This is a genomic window from Teichococcus aestuarii (genome assembly GCF_003116135.1).
In the GTDB taxonomy this organism is placed as follows: Bacteria; Pseudomonadota; Alphaproteobacteria; order Acetobacterales; family Acetobacteraceae; genus Pseudoroseomonas; species Pseudoroseomonas aestuarii.
Window position 1 is genome coordinate 543,652 of the sequence record NZ_PDOA01000001.1, and the last position, 22,481, is coordinate 566,132.

21 protein-coding genes are annotated in these 22,481 nt (G+C 72.1%); 11 read left to right on the forward strand and 10 right to left on the reverse strand.

Translation table 11 applies throughout. From position 1 onward, the window contains the following. From CR165_RS02565 to CR165_RS02575, 3 genes are read left to right on the forward strand one after another with little or no spacing between them, the layout of a single operon-like run. On the forward strand, positions 1–915 hold the full coding sequence (locus tag CR165_RS02565; RefSeq protein WP_109515371.1) for an ABC transporter permease: 915 nt from the start codon (positions 1–3) through the stop codon (positions 913–915). Continuing rightward, the gene (locus CR165_RS02570) at positions 915–1,928 is read left to right on the forward strand and encodes an ABC transporter ATP-binding protein (protein WP_109515372.1); all 1,014 of its coding nucleotides are present in this window, start codon (positions 915–917) and stop codon (positions 1,926–1,928) included. The genes CR165_RS02565 and CR165_RS02570 overlap by 1 nt, the downstream gene beginning before the upstream one ends. Beyond that, on the forward strand, positions 1,921–2,931 hold the full coding sequence (locus CR165_RS02575; protein WP_109515373.1) for an ABC transporter ATP-binding protein: 1,011 nt from the start codon (positions 1,921–1,923) through the stop codon (positions 2,929–2,931). The genes CR165_RS02570 and CR165_RS02575 overlap by 8 nt, the downstream gene beginning before the upstream one ends. 57 nt (positions 2,932–2,988) lie before the next feature. On the opposite strand, the gene CR165_RS02580 is transcribed toward CR165_RS02575, so the two are convergent. From CR165_RS02580 to CR165_RS02605, 6 genes are all read right to left on the reverse strand, one after another. After that, entirely contained in the window at positions 2,989–5,235 is a 2,247-nt protein-coding gene (locus CR165_RS02580) for a xanthine dehydrogenase family protein molybdopterin-binding subunit (protein WP_109515374.1), read from the reverse strand. Next, entirely contained in the window at positions 5,232–6,236 is a 1,005-nt protein-coding gene (locus tag CR165_RS02585) for an FAD binding domain-containing protein (RefSeq protein WP_109515375.1), read from the reverse strand. Before CR165_RS02585 ends, CR165_RS02580 begins: the two co-directional genes overlap by 4 nt. Then, positions 6,236–6,775, reverse strand: a complete 540-nt coding sequence (locus tag CR165_RS02590) for a (2Fe-2S)-binding protein (protein ID WP_109515376.1) — start codon at positions 6,773–6,775, stop codon at positions 6,236–6,238. Before CR165_RS02590 ends, CR165_RS02585 begins: the two co-directional genes overlap by 1 nt. Positions 6,776–6,915: 140 nt before the next feature. Then, a complete protein-coding gene (locus CR165_RS02595) occupies positions 6,916–9,213 on the reverse strand; it encodes a glycosyltransferase family 4 protein (RefSeq protein ID WP_109515377.1) in 2,298 nt (765 codons plus the stop codon). 73 nt (positions 9,214–9,286) lie between these two features. After that, positions 9,287–10,039 carry a tRNA1(Val) (adenine(37)-N6)-methyltransferase gene (locus CR165_RS02600; RefSeq protein WP_109515378.1) on the reverse strand — a complete coding sequence of 251 codons (753 nt, stop codon included), beginning with the start codon at positions 10,037–10,039 and terminating at the stop codon, positions 9,287–9,289. Next, positions 10,036–10,248: a putative signal transducing protein gene (locus tag CR165_RS02605; protein ID WP_109515379.1), complete on the reverse strand. Its 213-nt coding sequence runs from the start codon at positions 10,246–10,248 to the stop codon at positions 10,036–10,038. The genes CR165_RS02600 and CR165_RS02605 overlap by 4 nt, the downstream gene beginning before the upstream one ends. Positions 10,249–10,375: 127 nt before the next feature. Here CR165_RS02605 and CR165_RS02610 point away from each other — a divergent pair, with 127 nt between their 5' ends. From CR165_RS02610 to CR165_RS02625, 4 genes are all read left to right on the forward strand, one after another. Continuing rightward, positions 10,376–11,404, forward strand: coding sequence for a polyprenyl synthetase family protein (locus CR165_RS02610; protein ID WP_109515380.1), 1,029 nt, complete (start codon positions 10,376–10,378; stop codon positions 11,402–11,404). Positions 11,405–11,552: 148 nt separating this feature from the next. Beyond that, complete coding sequence (locus CR165_RS02615; RefSeq protein WP_109515381.1) at positions 11,553–12,236, forward strand: GntR family transcriptional regulator; 684 nt, start codon at positions 11,553–11,555, stop codon at positions 12,234–12,236. A 13-nt stretch (positions 12,237–12,249) separates the two neighbouring features. After that, positions 12,250–12,795, forward strand: coding sequence for a cysteine dioxygenase family protein (locus CR165_RS02620; RefSeq protein ID WP_109515382.1), 546 nt, complete (start codon positions 12,250–12,252; stop codon positions 12,793–12,795). A 47-nt stretch (positions 12,796–12,842) separates the two neighbouring features. Further along, positions 12,843–14,150, forward strand: a complete 1,308-nt coding sequence (locus tag CR165_RS02625; RefSeq protein ID WP_245906067.1) for an NAD(P)/FAD-dependent oxidoreductase — start codon at positions 12,843–12,845, stop codon at positions 14,148–14,150. 37 nt (positions 14,151–14,187) lie between these two features. Here CR165_RS02625 and bfr read toward each other — a convergent pair whose 3' ends face one another. From bfr to CR165_RS02645, 4 genes are all read right to left on the reverse strand, one after another. Next, positions 14,188–14,679, reverse strand: a complete 492-nt coding sequence (gene bfr / locus CR165_RS02630; RefSeq protein ID WP_109515384.1) for a bacterioferritin — start codon at positions 14,677–14,679, stop codon at positions 14,188–14,190. 100 nt (positions 14,680–14,779) lie between these two features. After that, positions 14,780–15,013 carry a (2Fe-2S)-binding protein gene (locus CR165_RS02635; RefSeq protein WP_245906069.1) on the reverse strand — a complete coding sequence of 78 codons (234 nt, stop codon included), beginning with the start codon at positions 15,011–15,013 and terminating at the stop codon, positions 14,780–14,782. A 19-nt stretch (positions 15,014–15,032) separates the two neighbouring features. After that, complete coding sequence (gene recQ / locus CR165_RS02640) at positions 15,033–16,850, reverse strand: DNA helicase RecQ (RefSeq protein WP_109515385.1); 1,818 nt, start codon at positions 16,848–16,850, stop codon at positions 15,033–15,035. Positions 16,851–16,861: 11 nt separating this feature from the next. Then, positions 16,862–17,272, reverse strand: coding sequence for an OmpA family protein (locus tag CR165_RS02645; protein ID WP_109515386.1), 411 nt, complete (start codon positions 17,270–17,272; stop codon positions 16,862–16,864). Positions 17,273–17,416: 144 nt separating this feature from the next. Here CR165_RS02645 and CR165_RS02650 point away from each other — a divergent pair, with 144 nt between their 5' ends. The 4 genes from CR165_RS02650 to CR165_RS02665 all read left to right on the forward strand — a co-directional run bounded on the left by CR165_RS02650 (position 17,417) and on the right by CR165_RS02665 (position 22,434). Then, positions 17,417–18,385 carry a Gfo/Idh/MocA family oxidoreductase gene (locus CR165_RS02650; RefSeq protein ID WP_109515387.1) on the forward strand — a complete coding sequence of 323 codons (969 nt, stop codon included), beginning with the start codon at positions 17,417–17,419 and terminating at the stop codon, positions 18,383–18,385. 593 nt (positions 18,386–18,978) lie between these two features. Then, positions 18,979–19,380: a MarR family winged helix-turn-helix transcriptional regulator gene (locus tag CR165_RS02655; RefSeq protein ID WP_109515388.1), complete on the forward strand. Its 402-nt coding sequence runs from the start codon at positions 18,979–18,981 to the stop codon at positions 19,378–19,380. A gap of 205 nt (positions 19,381–19,585) precedes the next feature. Then, a complete protein-coding gene (locus CR165_RS02660) occupies positions 19,586–21,937 on the forward strand; it encodes a xanthine dehydrogenase family protein molybdopterin-binding subunit (protein WP_109515389.1) in 2,352 nt (783 codons plus the stop codon). 32 nt (positions 21,938–21,969) lie between these two features. Beyond that, positions 21,970–22,434: a GlcG/HbpS family heme-binding protein gene (locus CR165_RS02665; RefSeq protein ID WP_109515390.1), complete on the forward strand. Its 465-nt coding sequence runs from the start codon at positions 21,970–21,972 to the stop codon at positions 22,432–22,434. The last annotated feature ends 47 nt before the right edge of the window (positions 22,435–22,481 follow it).

A 22,481-nucleotide genomic window follows, 5' to 3' on the forward strand; every position in this document is an offset into this window, starting at 1 on the left:
ATGGCGAACGCCCTGTCGCGCGCCCTCGATTCCGACCTCTGGTATTCCTTCAGCCGCTCGCCGGTCACGGTGGTCTCGGCGGTGGTGGCGCTCGTCTGCATCATGGGCGCCGTGCTCGCGCCCTGGATCGCGCCGCACAACCCGTTCGACCTCGCCAGCCTCAACCTGATGGACGCCTTCAACCCGCCGGCCTGGACGGAGGAGGGCAACGCTTCCTTCCTCCTCGGCACGGACGACCAGGGGCGGGACGTGCTCTCCGCCATCATGTACGGCGCGCGCGTCTCGCTCATCGTCGGCCTCTCGGCGGTGGTGTTCTCCACCGTGGTGGGGGTGGGGCTGGGGCTGCTGGCCGGCTATCTCGGCGGCACGGTGGATGCCGTGCTGATGCGCGTGGCCGACATCCAGCTCACCTTCCCCTCCATCCTGGTGGCGCTGCTGATCGACGGCATCGTCCGCGCCGCCCTGCCGCCCGAGGCGCATGAGGCGATCGCGCTCTATGTCGTGGTGTTCGCCATCGGCGTCAGCAACTGGCCGCAATTCGCCCGCACCGTGCGCGGCTCCACCCTGGTCGAGCGCAACAAGGAATACGTGCTGGCTGCCCGCGTCATCGGCCTCTCCAAGCTGCGCATCATGCTGACGCATGTGCTGCCCAACGTGCTGGGGCCGGTGTTGGTCATCGCCACGCTGAATCTCGGCTTCGCCATCCTGGCGGAGGCCACGCTCTCCTTCCTGGGTGTCGGCGTGCCGCCGACGCAGCCCTCCCTCGGCACGCTCATCCGCATCGGCAACGACTTCCTGTTCAGCGGCGAGTGGTGGATCACCCTGTTCCCCGGCATCGCCCTGGTGGCGCTGGTGCTCTCCGTGAATCTCCTGGGCGACTGGCTGCGCGACGCCCTGAACCCGAGGCTGCGCTGATGAATCCTGTCCCTGCCGCAGCCGCGGCGCCGCTTCTCGAAGTCCGCAACCTGCGCGTCGAGTTCCCGACCCGGCGCGGCACGCTGACGGCGCTGGACGACGTCTCCTTCTCCATCCGCGCCGGCGAGGTGCTGGGGGTGGTGGGCGAATCCGGCGCCGGCAAGTCGATGACGGGCGCCGCCATCATCGGCCTGCTGGAGCCGCCCGGCCGCATCGCCCGCGGCGAGATCCTGCTGGACGGCCAGCGCATCGACAACCTCCCGCGCGAGAAGATGCGGCGCATCCGCGGCAAGCAGATCGGCGCCATCTTCCAGGACCCGCTGACCACGCTGAACCCGCTCTACACGGTCGGCCGCCAGCTGCAGGAGACCATCCTCACCCACCTGCCGATGACGCCGGCCCAGGCCCGGGCGCGCGCCATCCACTGGCTGGAGGAGGTGGGCATCCCCGGTGCCGCGCAGCGCATCGACAGCTACCCGCACGAATTCTCGGGCGGAATGCGGCAGCGCGTCGTCATCGCGCTCGCCCTCTGCGCCGAGCCGCGCCTGGTGGTGGCGGACGAGCCCACCACGGCGCTCGACGTTTCGATCCAGGCGCAGATCATCGCGCTGCTCAAGCGGCTGACGCGCGACCACGGCACGGCGGTGATGCTGGTGACGCACGACATGGGCGTCATCGCCGAGACCGCCGACCGCGTGGCGGTGATGTATGCCGGCCGCGTCGCCGAGATCGGCCCGGTGCGGGAGGTGGTGAAGGCGCCCAACCACCCCTACAGCGCCGGCCTCATGGCCTCCATCCCGCCGCTGGACCGCAAGGTGGAGCACCTGGCGCAGATCGATGGCGCCATGCCGCGGCTGACCGCCATTCCGCGCGGCTGCGCCTACAACCCGCGCTGCCCGCACGTCTTCGACCGCTGCCGCGTGGAGCGGCCGGACCTGCTGGACGCCGGCACCACCCGCGCCGCCTGCTGGCTGCACGACCCCGCCTCCGAGAAGAGGGCTGCCCATGTCTGAGAACGCCGCCGGCCAGCCGCCGATGCTGGAAGTGCGGGACGTGGCCCGCTACTTCGATGTCTCCCGCCCCCTGCTGCAACGCCTGCTGGCGCGCGAGGGCAAGCGCACGCTGCGTGCCGTCGACGGGATCTCCTTCGACGTGCCGCGCGGCACCACCCTCTCGCTGGTGGGTGAGTCGGGCTGCGGCAAGTCCACCGTGGCGCGGCTGGCGGTCGGCCTCTACGGCACCACGCGGGGCGCGGTGCTGTTCGACGGCAACGACCTCTCCTCCGCCCGCGCCGATGCCGCCCAGCGCCGGCGGATGCAGATGATCTTCCAGGACCCCTATGCCAGCCTCAACCCGCGCTGGCGGGTGCTGGACATCGTGGCCGAGCCGATGCGCGCCTTCGGCCTGGTATCGGACCGGGCGGCGCGCGAGAAGCGCGTGGGCGAACTGCTCACCCAGGTCGGCCTCTCCCCGGCCGACGGGCAGAAATTCCCGCACGAATTCTCGGGCGGGCAGCGCCAGCGCATCTCCATCGCGCGGGCGCTCTCCTCCAACCCTGAGTTCCTGGTCTGCGACGAGCCGACCAGCGCGCTGGACGTCTCCGTGCAGGCGCAGATCCTCAACCTGATGAAGGATCTCCAGCGCCGCATGGGGCTGACCTACCTCTTCATCAGCCACAACCTCGCCGTGGTGCGGCAGGTCTCGGACCGGATCGGGGTGATGTATCTCGGCCGGCTGGTGGAGCTGGCGCCCTCCGAGACGCTGTTCGAGGCGCCGCGCCACCCCTACACGCGGGCGCTGATGGAGGCCATTCCGGACCTCGACATGACGGGGCGGGAGCGCATCCCCGTCGGCGGCGAGGTGCCGAGCCCGATCAGCCCGCCCTCCGGCTGCGCCTTCAACCCGCGTTGCCCGCTGGCCAATGACCGCTGCCGGCGGGAACGGCCGGAGATGACGCCGGTTGGGGCCACGCTCGTTGCCTGCCATGCCGTCGAGGAAGGGCGGGACAGGCAGTAGGTAGAAGGAAGGCCGGGGGAAGGAATTCCCCCGGACCCCCATCTTCCTTCTGTCAGTTCAGGACAGGATGTCCTCGATGCGCAGGGGCAGCTTGCGCACCCGGATGCCGGTGGCGTGGAAGATGGCGTTCGCCAGGGCAGGGGCGGTGCCGGTGATGCCGATTTCGCCCAGGCCCTTGGCACCGATCGGGCCGATCTTGTCGTCCCGCTCCTCCAGCATCTCCACATCCAGCGCGGGAATGTCGGCATTCACCGCGATGTGGTACTCGGCCATGTCGGCGTTGACGAAGGAGGCGTGGTTGCGGTCCACCTCGCTCGCCTCCAGCAGCGCGTTGGAAAGGCCCCACACCATGCCGCCCATCAGCTGGCTGTGCGCCGTGCGCGGGTTGAGGATCTTGCCGCCGGCATAGACGCCCACCATGCGCGGCACGCGGATGGTGCGGGTGCGCGGGTTGATCCGCACCTCCACGAACTGCGCGCCGAAGGCCAGGGCCGTGAAGCTCTGCATGTCCGGCCCGCCCTGCGGCGAGCCGGCGCGCCAGAGCATCTTGCTCTGCTTCGCGGGCATCTCGGGATGCGCCCACTGGTCGGTGGCCTCGACCTTGCCGCGCGGCAGGCTGGAAACCGCCTCGGCCAGGCTCTGGGTCGCGTTGCCGGCGCGCACCGTGCCCTCGCTGAGCGAGAGGCTGGCGGGGGCCATGCCCTTGAAGGGGCCTTCCTCCACCTCGGTGAGCGCCTGGAACAGCGCGGCCCGCGCCTGCTCGGCCACCTTGCCCACGGCATTGCCGCTGGCCAGCGCCGTGGTGCTGCCGCCGGCCACGTTGGCGGGGTCGAAGGCGCTGTCGCCGAGGCGCACCGTCACCTTGTCCGGCGTCAGCCCCAGCCGGTCGGCGGCGATCTGCGCCAGGATGGTGTAGGTGCCGGTGCCGATGTCGGAGGCCGAGCAATGCACCTCCGCGCGCCCTTCCGAGGTCAGCCGCAGCGTGGCCGAGCTGGTGCTGATGAAGGTGGGATAGACCGCCGTGGCGCAGCCCCAGCCGATCAGGTCGCCATCCCGCGTCATGCTGCGGGGCGCGTGGCTCCGCTGGCTCCAGCCGAACAGCTCGGCGCCGCGCTCGTAGCAGCGCAGCAGCGAGCGGCTGGACCAGGGCAGGCCCTTCACCGGGTCCTTCGCCGGCTCGTTGCGGCGTCGGAACTCCACCGGGTCCATCCCCAGCGCCACCGCCATCTCGTCGATGGCGCTCTCGAAGGCGAACACCGCCGGCGTCTCGGCCGGGGCGCGCATGAAGCCGGGTGCGTTCACATCCGTCCGCACCAGCCCCTCGCGGATCTTCATGCCGGGGATGTCGTAGAGCCGCGCCAGGATCTCGCCGCCGGGGAAGGAGACGTTGTCGAAGCGGCAGGTCTGGTTCTCGGTGATGTAGTGGAAGGCGCGCAGCTTGCCCTCCGCCGTGGCGCCGAGGCGGATGTGCTGCCGCGCCGCCGGGCGGAAGGAGGAGGTGGGGAAGCCCTGCTGGCGCGAGACCTGCAGGATCACCGGCCGCCCGGCCAGCTTCGCCGCGGCGCAGGCGAGCAGGGTGGTGCCCAGCACCGTCGCCTTGCCGCCGAAGGCGCCGCCGATATAGGGCGAGACCACCCGCACCTTGTCCGCTGGCAGGCCGAAGGACTTGGCGATGCCCGCGCGCATGCCGCCCGCCCACTGGCTCGGCACATGCACCGTCAGGCCTCCCATCGGGTCCCACTCGGCCAGGCAGCCATAGAGCTCGATCGGGTTGTGGTGCTGCGCCGGCTCCTCGTAATCGGCCGTGACGCGCACCGCGGAGGCTTCCCACTCGGCATCGGCGTCGCCGACATCGAGGCTGCCGACCTCCTCCTCGGAAGGCGCGCCCTCGGGCAGATGGGCGACGGCGCCCGCCCGGGCCTCGTAGCGCACCGGCAGGATGCCGGCGGCATATTCGGCCTGCTCGCGCGTGTCGGCCAGCACCACGGCCACGGGCTGCCCGTGGTAGCGGATCTCGTCGCTCTCCAGCGGCCGGAAGGAGGCGTGCGCGTGGCCGCCCTCCTGCATCGGCTTGTCCTCTTCCAGCTTCGGCATGGTCCGGTGGGTCATCACCAGGCGGATGCCGGGCAGGGCGGAGACCGCCGCGTCATCGATCGCGGCGACGCGGCCGAGCGCGACGGGGGAGAGCACCAGCGCCGCGTGCAGCATGCCGGCGCGGCTGTTGTCGAGCGCGTAGCGCGCCGCGCCCGTCACCTTGGCCGGGCCGTCGAGGCGCGGCTGCGGCGTTCCGATGATGGCGTTCATGCGGCGTCTCCTTCCTCGGCGCGGCGGGCGGCGCGCAGCAGCGCGTCCTCCACGGTGCGGCGGCCCAGCTCTACCTTGAAGGCGTTGCCGGGGCGTGGGTCGGCGCCGTCCATCGCGCGGGCGGCTGCTTCCTTCATGCTGGATTCGTCGAGGCTGCGGCCGCGCAGCAGGGCTTCCGCCGCCGTGGCGCGCCACGGGGTGGTGGAAAGCCCGCCCAGCGCGATGCGCGCCTCGGCCACGCGCCCGCCTTCCATCCGCAGCGCCACGGCAGCGGAGCTGATGGCGAAGGCGAAGGATTCGCGGTCCCGCACCTTGGCGTAGCAGGAGGTCCGGCCGGCCCGGTTCGCGGGGACCAGGATGGCCGTCAGGATCTCGCCGGGGCGCAGCGCCGTCTCGGCCTCGGGATGCTCGCCATAGGAGATGTGGAAGCTGTCGATGGGCATGGTGCGGCGGCCCTGCGGCCCGGCGATCTCCACCGCCGCGTCGAAGGCGGTGAGCGCCACGGCCCAGTCGCTCGGCATGGTGGCGATGCAGCGCTCGGAGCCGCCCAGCACCGCGTGCTGGCGGTTGACGCCGTCGAGCGCCGCGCAGCCGCTGCCGGGGCTGCGCTTGTTGCAGGCCTGGTAGCGGGTGTCGCGGAAATACATGCAGCGGGTGCGCTGGAGCAGGTTGCCGCCCACCGTCGCCATGTTGCGCAGCTGCGCCGAGGCGGCCAGCAGCAGGCTCTCCGCCAGCGCCGGGTAGTCCTGCCGCAGCACGATGTCGTCCGCCACCTCGGCCATGCTGGCCAGGGCGCCGAAGCGCAGCGTCTCGCCGCCGGTGTCGAAGCCGCGCAGCTCCGCCACGTCCCGCAGGTCGATCAGCCGGTCCGGGCGCATCACGCCGATGCGCATCAGGTCCACCAGCGTGGTGCCGCCGGCGAGGTAGGAGGCGCCCTCCATGGCGCCATGCCGCAGGGCATCCTCAAGGCTGCTCGCGCGGTGATAGGCGAAGGGCTGCATCACGCGCCTCCCTTGGCGGCGACGTCCTGCACCGCCTTGACGATGTTCGGATAGGCGCCGCAGCGGCAGAGATTGCCCGACATGAACTCGCGGATCTCCTCCGCGCTGCCGGCGTGGCCCTCGCGGATGCAGGCCACGGCCGAGATGATCTGCCCCGGCGTGCAGTAGCCGCACTGGAACGCATCGTGGTCGATGAAGGCCTGCTGCATCGGGTGCAGCGCCTCGCCCTCGGCCAGGCCCTCGATGGTGGTGATCTCCTGCCCCTGCGTGGCCACCGCCAGGGTCAGGCAGGCATTCATCCGCTTGCCGTCGATCAGCACCGTGCAGGCGCCGCAGGCGCCCTGGTTGCAGCCGGGCTTGGCGCCGGTGAGGCCCAGATGGTCGCGCAGCGCATCGAGCAGGGTGGTGCGCGTGTCCATGGCCAGGCGGTGGGCCTGGCCGTTGACGCGCAACGTCAGGGTCGCGATCGGCCAGTCGCCATCGGGCGCCGGCGGCACGGCGCGGGGGGGCGCCGCGGCCGGGTGGTGGGCTTCGCTCATTTCCGTCTCCGCTTGTTGGGGATCCCGCATTTCGCGAAATCAACGCGCCGGAGACGGAGGAGGTGCGTTCACAGGGCCGTGCCACGGAGCCACGGCACGAGAGCGGAGAGGACCGGGGCGCGGCGCCCGGCCCGGCGGGCCTAGGGCAGGGTGGCGACGAAGTTCTGCTGCTCGAGGAAGTTCAGCCGCGCGGCATGATCGTCCAGCCGGCACAGCATGAAGCCGGACAGGCCGACGCCGACCCGGCGCGTATCCGCGGCGCCCAGGCGCGAGAGGTCGATGCCATCGCCGGTATCCAGCTCCACATCCAGCGGGCCCGCATGATCGACGGGCGGCAGGTCGAGCATCAGCGTCGGGTGCTGGCCGGGCTCCACCGTCACCTCGAACTGGGCGACGGGCCTTCCCTGGCTGTGGCAGCGCAGGTTGAGGGTCAGCGGAACCGGCGGCGAATGCATCTGGAGGTAGAGGCGCAGCGCCGCGCCGCCGGCCTCCGGCGGCAGGGCCAGCCTGAGCGTGCTGAGGCCGCCACGGCACCACACGCCCCACTCCTCCAGCGGGTACCAGCCCGGCCCGTGCCGGGCCATGTCCGCCACGGCGTAGCGCAGATCGGGGCGGGTGAGCGCGCGGCGGCGGCTGAGGTAGCGCTGGCCAAGTGCAAGGCTGGCACGGGCTTCCGGCGGCTGTGGCGGCAGCGCCGCCAGCGCCTGCAACGCGCTGAACACCTGGTCCTTCACCGCACTCCAGCTGCGTGGCCGGCCCTTGTCGAGCACCACCGCCTCCCGCTCGGCGCGGAAGGCGTCGTCGAACATCACCCGCTCCAGCAGGGCCTCCAGCTCGGGCATGTTCTGCGGCGTGAAGTAGAGCGCCGCCTCGCCGCCCGCCTCGGTCAGCGCGGAGTGGCGCGGCGTGACCACCACCTTGCCATGCGCCAGCGCCTCGGTGATGGGCAGGCCCCAGCCTTCGTAGTGGCTGTTGTAGACGGTGAAGGAGCAGCGCTCGTAGAGCGCATCGAGCTCCAGGTCGGAGATGCGCGAGAGCAGCACGACATGGCGCTGCAGCTCGGGCGCGTTCTGCAGCAGGTTCAGCGCCGCCTCGGCATGCCAGCCGGCCTTGCCCACGCAGACCAGGCGCGGCACCCGGGAGGGGCCGTGCCGGCGCAGCAGCTGCAGCCAGGCGCTGAACACCAGCAGGTGGTTCTTGCGGCTCTCGATGGTGGAGACGAACAAGGCGAAGCGCTCGCCCGGCCGCAGCACGCGCAGCGCCGGCATCGACACGTCGCCCGACAGCGCGGCGACGCTGCGCGGGTCCGCGTCGAGCCGCACCACATGGCCGGGCAGGGAGAAGCCGGGCTGCAGCCGCGACATCTGCTCGGTCACGTCGCGCAGCGTGTTCTCGGAGTTGCACAGCAGGCCGTGCGCGTGCAGCCCCAGGGCGGAGAACCAGCGCGCGTAATCCTGCACCATGCTCTGCAGGCAGTGCTCGGGCACGATCAGCGGCACGCAGTCATGCACGAAGGGCACGTAGCGGACGCCGTCGCGCTCCTGCACGGCGCGCAGGGCGCGGAAATACTCCGCGAAGCCGAAGGAATTGCCGAGATTGACCAGCAGCGCCCCGGGCGCGAAGGCGATGGGCGGGGCCTTGGCCACCTTCTCGCGCAGCGCGTCGCGCGCCTCGGTCCAGTCCGGGTCCTCCGTGTCCGAGCCGGAGGCGGAGAGGGCGCAGAGCGTGGCGAAGGCCGCGCCGTCCACCGGGTGCCAGTTCAGCTCCGCCGGGTCGAAGGCGGCGAAGGAGAGCTGCAGCCCCTCCGGCGGCGCCTCGGCGATGGCGCGGTTGACGATGCCGATCTGCACCCGCTGGATACCCGTCGGCGTCCGCGCGCCGTTGAAGTAGTCCAGCACGTCGCTGACATCGAGCACCACCGAGACGGCCGCCCCCGGCGGCGAAGGCGTGGCCGCCGCCGGGGGGGGCGCCTCCGTGGCATCCGCCGCGGCGGAGACTGTGGGCGCGGGGAGGAAGTCCGCAGGAGGCGAGACCGCGCCGCCGGGCGGGGGCTGCGCCAGCCAGGCCTCGCTGGCCCGGGCCTCACGCTGGGCATCCGCATGGCCGGGGTCCAGCGCCAGGGCCCGCGCATAGGCCAGCGCCGCATCCCGGCGCTGGCCCAGCAGCTTGTGGGCATGGCCGATCTGCAGCTGCAGGTCCGCATCCTCCGGCGCCTGCCGCTCGGCGTCCCGGTAGCGGTCCAGCGCGGCCTCGACCTTTCCGGCCTCTTTCAGGCAATGGCCTTCCTGCACCCGCAGGGGCCATGCCTCCGGCCGCAGCAGCACGACGCGTGCATAGAATTGCGCGGCCTGCAGCCATGCGCCCTGGTCGCGCCGGCTGTCGGCGGCGGCCAGCAGCTGGTCGGCATCGTCGGAGTTGAGCTCGGCGTCTGATGTCATTGTGTCCGGTTTCGTAATCCACGCTTCGGGGGGAAGGCAACCTCGTGTCGGCGGCTCAACGATACCATCGGCCTTAATGTTCCGGCAGGGCGCCACCACCGCGCAGCACGGCCTCGGCGGCGGCGGACCAGCCATCCCCCTCGTGCAGCACCAGCCCGGCCTGGATCTGGTCCGGCCCCCGTCCCAGCCGGTGGCCGCGCAGGAGCACGCGCCGCGCGGCCTGCCCCGCGCGTGGCCAAAAGGGGGTCAGCACCACCTCGGCGCAGCGGGCGGCGCGCAGCGCGGCCGCGGCCTCGGCGAAGCGCGCCGCCGGCAGGATCAGGCTGAGGCTGCCCCGCCGCTCCAGTGGCGCCGCCAGGGCGCGGGTCCAGGCGGCGAGGTCCGGCCCGGCGCCGGCATGGGTGGCGCCGGCGCGCATCGCCTCGGGCGGCGGGCTGCCATCCGGCCAATAGGGCGGGTTGGCGAAGGAATGGTCCAGCCGGGGCAGGGCACGCCGAAGGGCAGGGTCGGCGATGTCGCCCTCCAGCACCGTCACCTGCGCGGCCACGCCGTTGAGCGCGGCGTTGCGGCGCGCCAGCGCGGCCAGGGCGGGCTCGCGCTCCACTGCGAAGACGCGCAGCCCCGGCACGCGCGCCATCAGGCACAGGAACACCGCGCCGCTGCCGCAGCCGCCCTCGAGCACCGTCTGCCCCGGCCGGGCCCGGATGCCGGCGGCCAGCAGCACCGCGTCCAGCCCGGCGCGCAGCCCCTGGCGCGGCTGCAGCAGGCGCACGCGGCCATCCAGCAGCCGGTCCTCGGCCAGTTCCTCCGCCGCCGCGAGGCTCACGCCGGGGCCTCGCCCGCCTGCCGCAGCACGGCCAGGGCGCGGCGATGATCCTCCTCCAGCACCGCCAGCCGGCGCGGGAAGGCACCGATGCCGCCATGCAGGGCGCTGACATGCGCGTCGAGCTGCACCGCCGTGATGCCCGCATCCGCCAGCAGCGCCACCAGGAAGGAGAGACGGACCGGATCGGGGCTCTCAACCAGGACGCGCATCGGGTGTGGATCTCCGGCATGGGGCCATGGGCCGCTCGGCCGGCGCCTTGCTGCCCGGGAACCCGGTGGGTATGGTGCGCGCCCCAGCACAGAGGTCAATGGCCGCGTGAGCTTTCCCGCCGCGCCGATGCGCACCGCGCCCGATACGATGCCCAGCACCCCCCCACGCCCGGATGCCGAGGATGCGCTGACCGCCCTCATCGGCCTGGTGCGGGAGGATCTGGAGGCCTGCAACCGCCTCATCCTCGAGAAGATGCAGAGCCCGGTGCAGCTGATCCCGCAGCTGGCGGCGCATCTGATCGCGGCCGGCGGCAAGCGGCTGCGCCCGCTGCTGACCCTGGCCGCCGCCCGCCTCTGCGGCTACCGGGGCGAGCGGCATGTGGGCCTCGCCGCCTGCGTCGAGTTCATCCACACCGCCACGCTGCTGCATGACGACGTGGTGGACGAGAGCGACCTGCGCCGCGGCCAGGCCAGCGCCAACGCCGTGTTCGGCAACCAGGCCAGCGTGCTGGTGGGCGACTTCCTGTTCGCCCGCGCCTTCCAGCTGATGGTGGCGGATGGCTCGCTGGAGGTGCTGGACATCCTCTGCTCGGCCGCGGCCACCATCGCCGAGGGCGAGGTGCTGCAACTCGTCATCCAGAACGACACCTCCTCCACCGAGGCGCAGTACCTGGACGTGATCGAGGGCAAGACCGCCGCCCTCTTCGCCGCCGCCACCCGCGTCGGCGCCGTCGTCGCCGACCGGCCGCGCATCGAGGCGGAGGCGCTGGACAGCTATGGCCGCAACCTCGGCATCGCCTTCCAGCTCGTCGACGATGCGCTGGACTACTCGGCCGAGCAGGAGCGGCTGGGCAAGACGGTGGGCGACGATTTCCGCGAGGGCAAGATCACCCTGCCGGTGCTGCTGGCCTTCGCCCGTGGCGACGAGACGGAGCGCGCCTTCTGGCGCCGCGTGCTGGAGGAGCGGGAGCAGGGCGAGGACGACCTCGCCCATGCGTTGGCGCTGATGCAGCGCCACCGCGCCTTCGACGACACCATCGCCCGCGCCCGCCACTATGGCGACCAGGCCCTGGCGGCGCTGCAGGGCTTCCCCGACTGCGCCGAGAAGCAGGCGCTGATGGACATCGTCGAGTTCTGCATCGCGCGGGTGCGCTGAGGCGGGGGAGGGGAAAGCCCCTCCGCCTCCACGTATCCCTGAGAAGCCCCTGGGCGCTGCCACCGCAGCGCCCTTTTTTATGCCTTGCGGGGCGGGGTGGCGGCCTTCTATCGTTGTGACATGTCAGTGACACTGAGAGAGACCTGTCATGTCGATGCTGCTGCCCGTGGAGATGCCGCCCTCGCTCACCGAGCAGGCCGTCACGGCACTGCGGCGTGAGATCCTGACCACCCGCCTGCGCCCCGGCGAGACGCTGAGCGAGACCGCCGCCGCCCAGATGCTGGGGCTCGGCAAGGCACCCGTGCGCGCCGCCCTGGCCCGGCTGGCCGAGGAGGGGCTGGTGCAGGCGGTGCCGCGCCGGGGCTGGATCGTCTCCCTCGTCACCATCCGCGACATCCACGAGGTGTTCGGCCTGCGCCTGCTGCTGGAGCCCGAGGCGGCGCGCCGCGCCGCCGGGCGGGTGGATGCCGAGGCGCTGCGCCGGCTCGATGCCGTCTGCGCCTGCGGCTATCGCCCGGAGGACGAGGAGAGCACCCACGCCTTCCTCGACGCCAACAAGGCCTTCCACGTCGCCGTGGCCGAACTGTCGGGCAATGGCAGGCTGGCGCGGCAGATCGACCGGCTGCTGGACGAGAGCACCCGGATGCTGGCCCTCGGCCTGCGCCGGCGGGACCGCACGGGCGAGATGGCGCATGAGCACCACGCCCTGACCGAGGCGCTGGCCCTCGGCCGCGCCGAGGAGGCCGCCGCCATCATGCACGAGCAGGTCGCCGCCTCGCAGGCCATGGTGCTGGCCGCGCTCACCGCCCCCGATTCCGCCACCGTCATCTGAAGGCCGCGCGCCCATGTCCTTCATCGCCCCGAATCCCGCGCCGCCGGCCAAGCCCTTGGCCGCCCCCCTGGCCGCCATGCTGGCCGACATCGCCGCCGCCGCCCGCGCGCCGGAGGCGGAGCGGCCGGGCCGCGTCGCCGCCGCCATCGCCCCCTACCTGGCGGTGCCCGACCTGCTGGCGCCGGGGGCCTGCCCCTGCAATCCGGAGCGCTATGTGCGCCACCTGCTGCACGCCGACCCGGCCGGTGGCTACGCGGTGGTGGCGCTGGCCTGGCGGCCTGGGCAGATGAGCCCGGTGCACGCCCACCGTACCTGGTGCGCCCTGGGCGTGTACCGTGGCACGCTGACGGAAGGGCACTACGCCCCCGGCACCAGCGGCACCCCCCGCCAGACCGGCAGCGTGCTGCGCCCGCGCGGCGCCACCTGCCACGGCCCCGCCGACCCCGCGCTGATCCACCGCCTCGCCAATCTCAGCGGCGAGGAGGCGGTCTCCATCCATGTCTATGGCGTGCCCTATGAGCGTTTCGGGGCGGATGTGAATCTGGTCTACGCCGATTGATGGGCGCAGTCTGGACGGCAGACCGATTGCCGGAAGGAAGCCCCGCCTTGGCCGAGACCGCCGCCGACCTGCCCCCCAGCCTCTGGGCATCGAGCGCCCCGCCGCCGCCGCCCACCGGCCCGCTCCCGGGCGAGACCCGCGCCGATGTGGCGGTGATCGGCGGCGGGTTCACCGGCCTCTCCGCCGCGCTGCACCTGGCCGAGGGCGGCGCCGACACGGTGCTGCTGGAGGCGGCGCAGATCGGCTTCGGCGCCTCGGGCCGCAACAACGGGCAGGTCATCCCCAACCTGTCGCGGCTGGACCCGGACGACATCGTGGCGGGCGTGAAGCCGGAGCATGGCGGGGCGGAGAAGGGGGAGCAGCTGGTCGCCCTGATCCGCGACAGCGCCAGCCTGGTCTTCGACCTGATCCGCCGGCACGGCATCGCCGCCGAGGCGGTGCAGAATGGCTGGTTCCAGCCGGCGCACCGCCCCTCGCGCATGAAGGTGGCGGAGCGGCGCGTGGCGCAATGGGGCCGGCGCGGCGCCCCGGTGCGCCTGCTGGGGCGGGAGGAGACGGCCCGCCTCGCCGGCAGCGAGTTCTGGCATGGCGGCTGGGAGAACCCGACCGGCGGCCGCATCAACCCGATGGGCTTCGCGCGTGGCCTCGCCGCCGCCGCCATCGCCGCGGGGGCGCGGGTGCACACCGGCAGCCCCGCCACCGCCATCGCCCGCACGGAAGCCGGCTGGCGGGTGGAGACGCCGCGCGGCGCCGTGCTGGCGCAGCGCCTGATCGTCGCCACCCATGCCTACACGCCGCCCGGGCTGTGGCCGGGGCTGGAGCGCAGCCTGGTGCCGGTGCGCTCCTACCAGATGGCCACCACGCCGCTCTCCGATAACGTCCGCAAGACCATCCTGCCCGAGGGCCACGCGCTCTCCGACACCCAGGGCGACCTGCACTTCTTCCGCTTCGATGCCTCGGGGCGGCTGATCACCGGCGGCGGGCTGATCCTGCCCTTCGGCTGGGACGGGCGCATCCGCGCGCGCATCCGCGGCCGGCTCCAGAGCGTGTTCCCGCAGATCGGCGATTTCGACTTCACCCATGCCTGGTGGGGCTACATCGCCGCGACGGACGACAAGGCGCCGCATCTCTACGAGCTGGCGCCGGGGGTGCTGGCCTGGACGGGGTGCAATGGCCGCGGCGTGGCGCTGGCCACCGCGCTGGGGCGGGAGATGGCGCGGGCCAGCCTGGGCAAGCCGCTCTCCGAGATCGCCGCGCCGGTGGAGACGCTGCGGCGGATCGCCGGCCACGCTTTCGCGCCGCTCGGCGTCGCCTGGAACCAGGCGCTGTTCCGCTGGAAGGACCGGCGCGACTGAGGGGCAGGGCCGGGGAAGCGCCCCGGCCCCGGCCGCGTCACGCCGGGTGCTGGTCCGGCGCCGCGTCGCTGTTGAGGGCGATGTACTTGGGCAGGCCGATCTGGCGGATCAGCTCGAACTGCGTGTCCACGAAGTCTGCATGCTTCTCCTCGTCGATGAGGATGCGCACGAACAGGTCGCGGGAGACGAAGTCTCGCGCGCTCTCGCAATAGGCGACAGCCTCGCGCAGGTCGGCGATGGCCTTCTCCTCCAGCTTCTGGTCGCAGCGGAGGACTTCCTCGACATTCTCGCCGATCAGGATCTGGTTCAGCCGCTGCACATTGGGCAGGCCGCCGAGGAAGAGGATGCGGTTGATCAGCTCGTCCGCGTGCTTCATCTCCTCGATCGATTCGGCGTATTCGTGCCGGCCGAGCTTGGTGACGCCCCAGTTCTCCAGCATGCGGGCATGCAGGAAGTACTGGTTCACGGCGGTCAACTCATTGGTGAGCTGGGTGTTGAGGTGCTCGATCACCTTGGGGTCGCGCAGCATGGCGGCTCTCCGTCACGAAATGTCCGGACGACAGAGTGGCCGCGCGGCCGGAAACCGTCAAGTTATTGTATTTCCTTGAAAACGCGAGTGAGAGACGATCTCAGTCGCCCACCGCCACCTGGCTGGCGCCGGCCGGCTGGTCGCGGATGATGGACAGCATCGTGCCGGTGCAGCAGCCGCATTGCGCGTTGCAGTTGCAGGCGGCGTAGACCTCCTTCGGCCGACGCGCGCCGTCGGCGATGGCGTTGCGGATCTGGGTGTCGGTCAGGCCGTTGCAGAGGCAGACATACATGAAGGGCACCGCGTCGGAAGGGACGACGCGGTTGATAGCCATTCGCACTTCCAATTGCAAGTCAGTCGCAATCTCGGAGTGTGTCGAGAACGGCCCGGCCGTAGCGCTCCAGCTTGGTGGCGCCGACGCCGGGGATGGTGCCCAGCGCCGCCAGGCTGTCCGGCCGGCTGGCGGCGATCTCGGCCAGCGTCCGGTCCTGGAAGATGACATAGGCCGGCACGCCCTGGGCGAGGGCGGTGCGGCGGCGCCAGTCGCGCAGCGCGGCGAAGCACGGGTCGCCCGCGCCGGCCGCGACGGCGGCATCGGCGGCGCGGGCGCGGGGCATGGGGCGGCTCGCCGGCGCCACCAGCTCCTCGCGGAACATCACCGGCTGCTCGCCCTTCAGGATCGGGCGGGCGGCGTCGGTCGGCACCAGCTCGCCATGGTTCTCCACCGCCACGTCCAGCGCGCCCTGCGCCACGAGCTGGCGGGCGATGCCCTTCCACGCCGTCTCCGTCAGGTCGCGCCCGACGCCGAAGGTGGGCAGCTGGTCGTGCCCGAACTGCGCCACCTTGGCCGTGGTCTTGCCCTGCAGCACGTCGATCAGGTGGCCGAGGCCGAAGCGGCGGCCGGTGCGCAGCACCGCCGAGAGCAGCTTCTGCGCCGCCACCGTGCCGTCGAACAGGCGGGGCGGGTTCTGGCAGATGTCGCACTGGCCGCAGGGCTCGGGCGCGTCCTCGCCGAAGCAGCGCAGCAGAAGCTGGCGGCGGCAGGTGGCCGCCTCGGCGATCGCCACCATGGCATCGAGCCGCTGCCGCTCCACGCGCTTTTGGTCGTCGCCCGCGCTGCTCTCGCCGATGCGGTGGCGGGCCAGCGCGATGTCGCCCGCGCCGTAGAGCAGCAGCGCCTGGGCCGGCAGCCCGTCGCGCCCGCCGCGGCCGATCTCCTGGTACCAGCTCTCCGGGCTGCGCGGCAGGTCGGTGTGCGCCACCCAGCGCACGTCGGGCCGGTCGATGCCCATGCCGAAGGCGATGGTGGCGGCCATCACCACCGCGTCGCCGCGGGCGAAGCGGCGGTGCGCCTCGCGCTTCTCGCCCGGCTCCAGCCCGGCGTGGAAGACGAGGGAATCGTGGCCGTCGGCGCGCAGCCACTCGGCGGTCTGCTCGGCCTTGCGGCGGCTGCCGCAATAGATCAGCCCGGCGCCGGTGCCGTCGCCGGCGCGGCGGATGAACTGGCGGATCTGCGTCCGCTCCTGCTCGCGCGGCTGGGCGGCGATGAAGATGTTCGGCCGGTCGAAGCTGGCGCGGAAGAGGGGGCTGTCCTCCAGCCGCAGCTGCCGCTGGATGTCCTGCACCGTGCGCGGGTCGGCGGTCGCGGTCAGCGCCAGGCGCGGCACGGCGGGGAAGCGCTCGGCCAGCACGGTCAGGCCGCGGTACTCGGGGCGGAAGTGATGGCCCCACTGGCTGACGCAATGCGCCTCGTCGATGGCGAAGAGGGCGAGGCGCATCTCGTCGAGCCGCGCCAGCGTCTCCTCGTTCACCAGCCGCTCGGGCGAGACGTAGAGCAGCTTCAGCGAGCCGTCGTTCAGCGCGCGCCGTACCGTGCGCGCCTCGTCGGGGTCGAGGTCGGAGTGGAGGGCGGCGGCGGGGATGTCCTGCTGCCGCAGCGCCGCCACCTGGTCCTCCATCAGCGCGATCAGCGGCGAGACGACGACGCCAAGCCCCGGCCGGCACAGCGCCGGCACCTGGAAGCACAGACTCTTGCCGCCGCCGGTCGGCATCAGCACCAGGCCGGAGCCGCCCGCCACGGCATGGCGGACCACCTCCTCCTGCATGCCGCGGAAGCCGGTGTGGCCGAAGACCCGGTGCAGGACCTCCAGCGGCTCTTGCGTCTCCCGCATGAAGTCTCCGTTCAGCGCGCCGGGGCCGGCGCGCCCAGCACGATCTCCACCCGGCGGCTTTCCAGCGGCATCATCTCGAAGGGCACCGGGCCGCGCGGCGCCACGCTGATGCGCGCGGCCGGTACGCCCTGATCGCGCAGGGAGTTCGCCACATGCTCGGCGCGGGCGGCGGAGAGGGCGCGGTTGTAGGCCCGCCCGCCATCGGGGTCGGCAAAGCCCATCACCCGCACCGGCAGGCTGGCATCGGCCTGCGCCTTGCGGGCGGCGTCGGCCACCACGGCCTGCGCCGCCTCGTCCAGCGCGGCGCTGTCCTCGGTGAAGAACACGACATGGACGGGCTCCTGCGATGCCTCGCCGCCGGGCATGGCGCAGCCCGCGAGCAGCGGCAGGGCGAGGAGGCCGAGTAGGAAGGGGCGGCGCATGCGCGCGTTCTCCGGTGGGGAGTCGATGGGGACGGCGCAGAGATGCGCGGCGGGCGGCGCAACGTCAACCGCGCGCCCGGAAAGGGCTGGCCTGCGCCGCGGCCACGCACTAGGTTCCGCGCCTTTCACGCAGGGGAGGGGCGGATGGCGCCGTTGTCGCTCGGCATCGTGGGCTTCGGGATCATGGGGGAGCGGCTGGTGCGCACCGCCTTCCCGCATCCGGAGATGCGGCTGGCAGGCGTTTGGGATCCTTCGCCCGAGGCGGCGGCGCGGCTGGAGGCGGCGGCGCCCGGCGTGCCGATGCTGGCCGACGCGGCGGCGGTGATCGCGGCCTGCGACGCGCTCTACATCGCGGCGCCGCCGGCCGCGCACATCCCGCTGGCGCGCGCCGCGCTGGCGGCCGGCCGCGCCGTGTTCCTGGAGAAGCCGCTGGCCACCGGCCTGGAGGAGGCGGAGGCCTTCGTGGCCGAGGCGGAGGCCGCCGGCGCGCGGGCGGCGGTGAACTTCCCCATGGCCTCCTCGCCGGCGGTGGCGCAGCTTTCCGCCTGGCGGCAGGCCGGGGCGGTGGGGGCGCCGCAGCGGCTCGAGATCGTCACCGAGTTCGGCCGCTGGCCGCGCGGCTGGCAGAGCGACGCGGCGGGCTGGCTCGCGCGCCGTGCCGAGGGCGGCTTCACCCGCGAGGTGGTGTCGCACTTCCTGTTCCTGACGCGCCGCCAGCTCGGCCCGCTGGTGCTGCATTCGGCCCGTGTCACCTATCCGGCCGGCGATGGCGCCGAGACGGCGATCGAGGCGGAGCTGAGCGCTGGCGGCGTGCCCGTGACGCTGCGGGGCGGCGTCGGCCGCATCGCGGAGGACGAGGCCAACAGCTGGACGCTGACCGGCGCGGCGGGGGCGATCCGCCTGCGCAACTGGTCGCTGGCCGAGAAGCTGGAGCCGGGCGGCGAATGGCGCCAGGCGCCGGATGCGCTGCCCAACGAGGCGATGCGCCCGATGGTGCTGCGCGGGCAGGTGGAGAAGCTGGCCGCGCTGACCCGGGGGACGCCGCAGAGCCTCGCCACGCTGCGGGAGGCGCTGGAGGTGCAGCAGGTTGTGGAGACGCTGTTGCGCTCCTGAAAATTTCACGGCTGCGGCGCGGGAAACCTCCACAAAAGCTTCTTCATTTCGGTTTCGGACACGTTTGAGTTGTGATATACCTTTGGTTGCGCGCAACGGCTCCGCTTCCCGTGCCAGGAGGGAAACAGAGCCGGCGCGCCACCTGCCGGAGAGGGACGGCAGGCGGCGTTGTGGCGGGGGGCATGATGCCAGTGCGGCTGCTCCACACGGGAATGTGGTTCAACGATGCAATCTGGTTACGATTCGTGGCTCGACATGAAGCGGGGTCGTTGCGCATCACAGGGCGACACGCTTCCACCGGGCCGCATGGCTTCCGGTTCGGCCTTCTCGGCGGGCCGGAAGGTCCGGAGGGAGGCCTGGAGCTAGGGGCTTTCCCGAAAGCTTTGCGGGCGCTGCATGTCCGCCTCCCTAACTCCACTCTGGCGACAAAATAAGCGGGATCGTATCGAAACCATAGCCATCCCGCTCCGATTAAGCCTCCCGGAACGACCGTTTCCTGGATTGCCGGCCGGCATGCGGCCGATACCGTTTCCAATCGCTCTGTCGGGCCCGTCAGCCGGGCGGGCAAAGCCTGTTGAGGACATAAACCTGAAATGCCTGTTTATAACGCTCCGGATCAGTTGATCGGTATTCTGCGCGATACCGTTGTCGCCTTGGTGCGGCGCGATGGGCACGATCTTTCCGCGCGGCAGCTGGGCGTCTTCCTGACCGTCTACATGGGCGAGGGGCCGCACACCGTGCGTGGCCTGGCGGCGACGCTGAACGTCTCCAAGCCGGCGATCACCCGTGCGCTGGACCGCCTGGGCGAGCTCGATCTGGCGCGCCGCAAGACCGACCCGCAGGACCGCCGCAGCGTCCTGGTGCAGCGCACCGTCAAGGGCGCCGCCTTCCTGCGGGAGATCCGCGGCATCATGGTCGAGGCGGACAGCGTGGCGCATGCCGTCTCGCCCTCCGAGCCCGCCAACACCGAGAGCGCCGCGCGCCGCGCCGGCTGAAGGCCGCCTCCGGAACCGCCTGCCGCTCCGGCACCAAGGCCGGCAGCGCGGGCGGTTCTCCGCGCGTTTCGCGTGGCATCTCCCTTCGCGGTGCCCGGCCTGTAGCGCCGGCCCGGCGGATCGTCCGGAGAGGAGGGGGGTCGCGCGTCAGGCAGGATGCTTCTAGGCTGGCGGTGCTGTCATCCGCTGCCACGGAGCGTCCCGCATGCCGGATTCCCTGCCCGTCGACCCCAGCCGTCTGAAATTCGGCATCGGCCAGCCTGTGCCGCGCAACGAGGACCCGCTCCTGCTGCGCGGCCAGGGCCGCTATACCGACGACCTCCAGCTTCCCGGCCAGCTCTGGTGCGTGATGGTGCGCAGCCCCTACGCCCATGGCGTGCTGCGCGGCATCGACACCAGCGCGGCGAAGGAGGTGCCGGGCGTCGTCGCCGTGTTCACCGGCGAGGATCTGCAGGCGGCCGGCTACGGCACGCTCCGCTGCACCATCTCGCTGCCGGGGCTGACCAATATCGAGCGCCCGGTGCTGGCCACCGACAAGGTCCGTTTCGTGGGCGACCCGATCGCCTTCGTCGTCGCCGAGACGAAGGAAGCGGCGAAGGACGGCGCCGAGGCGGTTCTGCCCGACATCGACCCGCTGCCCGCGGTGACCGAGGCCTCCGCCGCCGCCGCGCCGGATGCACCCCAGCTCTACGACCACGTGCCCGGCAACCAGGTGCTCGACTTCCACTATGGCGATGCCGCCAAGGTGGCCGAGGCCTTCTCCGGAGCCGCGCATGTCACGCGGCTCTCGCTGCGCAACAACCGCGTGGTGGTCTGCGCGATGGAGCCGCGCAGCGCCATCGGCGTCTATGACGCGGAGGAGGGGCGCTACACGCTGCATGTCGGCAGCCAGGGCGTGTTCGGCCTGCGCAACCAGATGGCGGGCGACCTGCTGAAGGTGCCGGTCGAGAAGCTGCGCATCCTGACAGGCCATGTCGGCGGCAGCTTCGGCATGAAGGCCTCCGCCTATCCGGAATATCTCTGCCTGCTGCACGCGGCGAAGGTGCTGGGCCGCCCGGTGAAGTGGACCGACGAGCGCACCGGCAGCTTCCTCTCCGACCAGCACGGCCGCGACCATGAGGTGAATGCGGAACTGGCGCTCGATGCCGAGGGCCGCTTCCTGGCCGTGCGGCTCACCAGCTTCGCCAATATGGGTGGCTACCTCGCCACCGTCGGTCCGCTGATGGGCACGCTGAACTTCACCCGCAACGTCCAGAGCAACTACGCCACGCCGCTGATCGAGGTGGCGACGCGCTGCCTGGTGACGAACACCACGCCGGTCTCCGCCTATCGCGGCGCCGGGCGCCCCGAGGGCAACTACTTCATGGAGCGGCTGATCGAGACGGCCGCCGCCGAGATGGGCCTCGACCCGATCGAGATGCGCCGGCGCAACCACATCCGCCCCGAGCAGATGCCCTACGCCGCCGCCTCCGGTTCCAACTACGATGGCGGCGAGTTCTCCGCCGTGCTGGAAGAGGCGATGCGCGCCGCCGACTGGGAAGGCTACGAGGCCCGCAAGGCGGAGAGCACCGCGCGGGGCTTCCTGCGCGGCCGCGGCGTCGGCAATTTCCTGGAGTGCACGGCGCCGCCGGCCAAGGAGATGGGCGGCCTGCGCTTCGGCGAGGATGGCAGCGTCACCATCGTCACCGGCACGCTGGATTACGGCCAGGGGCACTGGACGCCCTTCGCCCAGGTGCTGCACCAGACGCTGGGCATCCCCTTCGAGCGCATCCGGCTGGTGCAGGGCGATTCCGACCAGCTCATCGCCGGCGGTGGCACGGGCGGCTCGAAGTCGCTGATGGCCTCCGGCGCCGCCATCGTCGAGGCCTCGGCCCTGGTGGTGGAGAAGGCCCGCGCCGCCGCCGCGCATGTGCTGGAGGCGGCGGTGGCGGATATCGAGTTCGAGCCCCATGCCGAGGGCGGCGCGCGCCTGTCCATCGCCGGCACGGACCGCGGCATCGGCCTGCTGGAGCTGGCGCAGCGGCTGCGGCAGGAAACCCACCTGCCGGACGGCGTGCCGGAGACGCTGGATGTCTCGCACATCTTCGACCAGGCGCCGATGGCCTTCCCCAATGGCTGCCACATCGCCGAGGTGGAGATCGACCCCGAGACGGGCGTCACCCGCATCGACCGCTACGTCACGGTGAACGATTTCGGCGTCATCGTGAATCCGCTGCTGGTGCAGGGCCAGGCGCATGGCGGCATCGTGCAGGGCATCGGCCAGGCGCTGATGGAGCGCACCGCCTACAGCGAGGATGGCCAGCTCCTCTCCGGCTCCTATTCCGACTACGCGCTGCCGCGCGCGGTGGACGTGCCGAGCTTCGAGTTCATCAGCCATGCCGTGCCGGCCAAGACCAACCCGCTCGGCGCCAAGGGCTGCGGCGAGGCGGGCTGCGCCGGGTCGCTGCCCGCGGTGATGAACGCCGTGGTCGATGCGCTTTCCGCGCGCGGCGTCACGCATATCGACATGCCGGCGACGCCGGAGACCGTCTGGCGCGCCCTGCACGCGCACGCCTGATTCCTTAGCCTGCCACCCATACGGGAGAAAACATGCCCAACCCCCCCATCGGCTTCGCCCCCGGCATCAGCCTTTCCGTCGCTTCCCGCATCGGCGAGGCGGCGCTGGCCAAGGGGCGTGAGCTGAACCTCGCGCCGCTGACCGTGGTGGTGCTGGACCAGGCGGCGCAGCCGAAGCTGCTGCTGCGCGAGGACGGCGCCAGCCTGCTGCGGCCCGAGATCGCCACCGGCAAGGCTTTCGGCGCCATGGCGCTGGGCTTTGGCGGCCGCGAGCTGGCGCGCCGCTCGGCCAAGATGCCGGGCTTCATGAACGCCTTCTCCGACCTGTGCGGCGGCCGCGCCGTGCCGGTGCCGGGCGGCGTGCTGGTGCGTGACGCGCAGGGCACCGTGCTCGGCGCCGTCGGCATCTCCGGCGATGCCTCGGATAAGGACGAGGTCTGCGCCGTGGCCGGCATCGAGGCCGTGGGCCTGGTGGCCGACACCGGCGACCCGGAATGATGAACTGACAGAAAAAAGATGGGGGTCCGGGGGAATTCCTTCCCCCG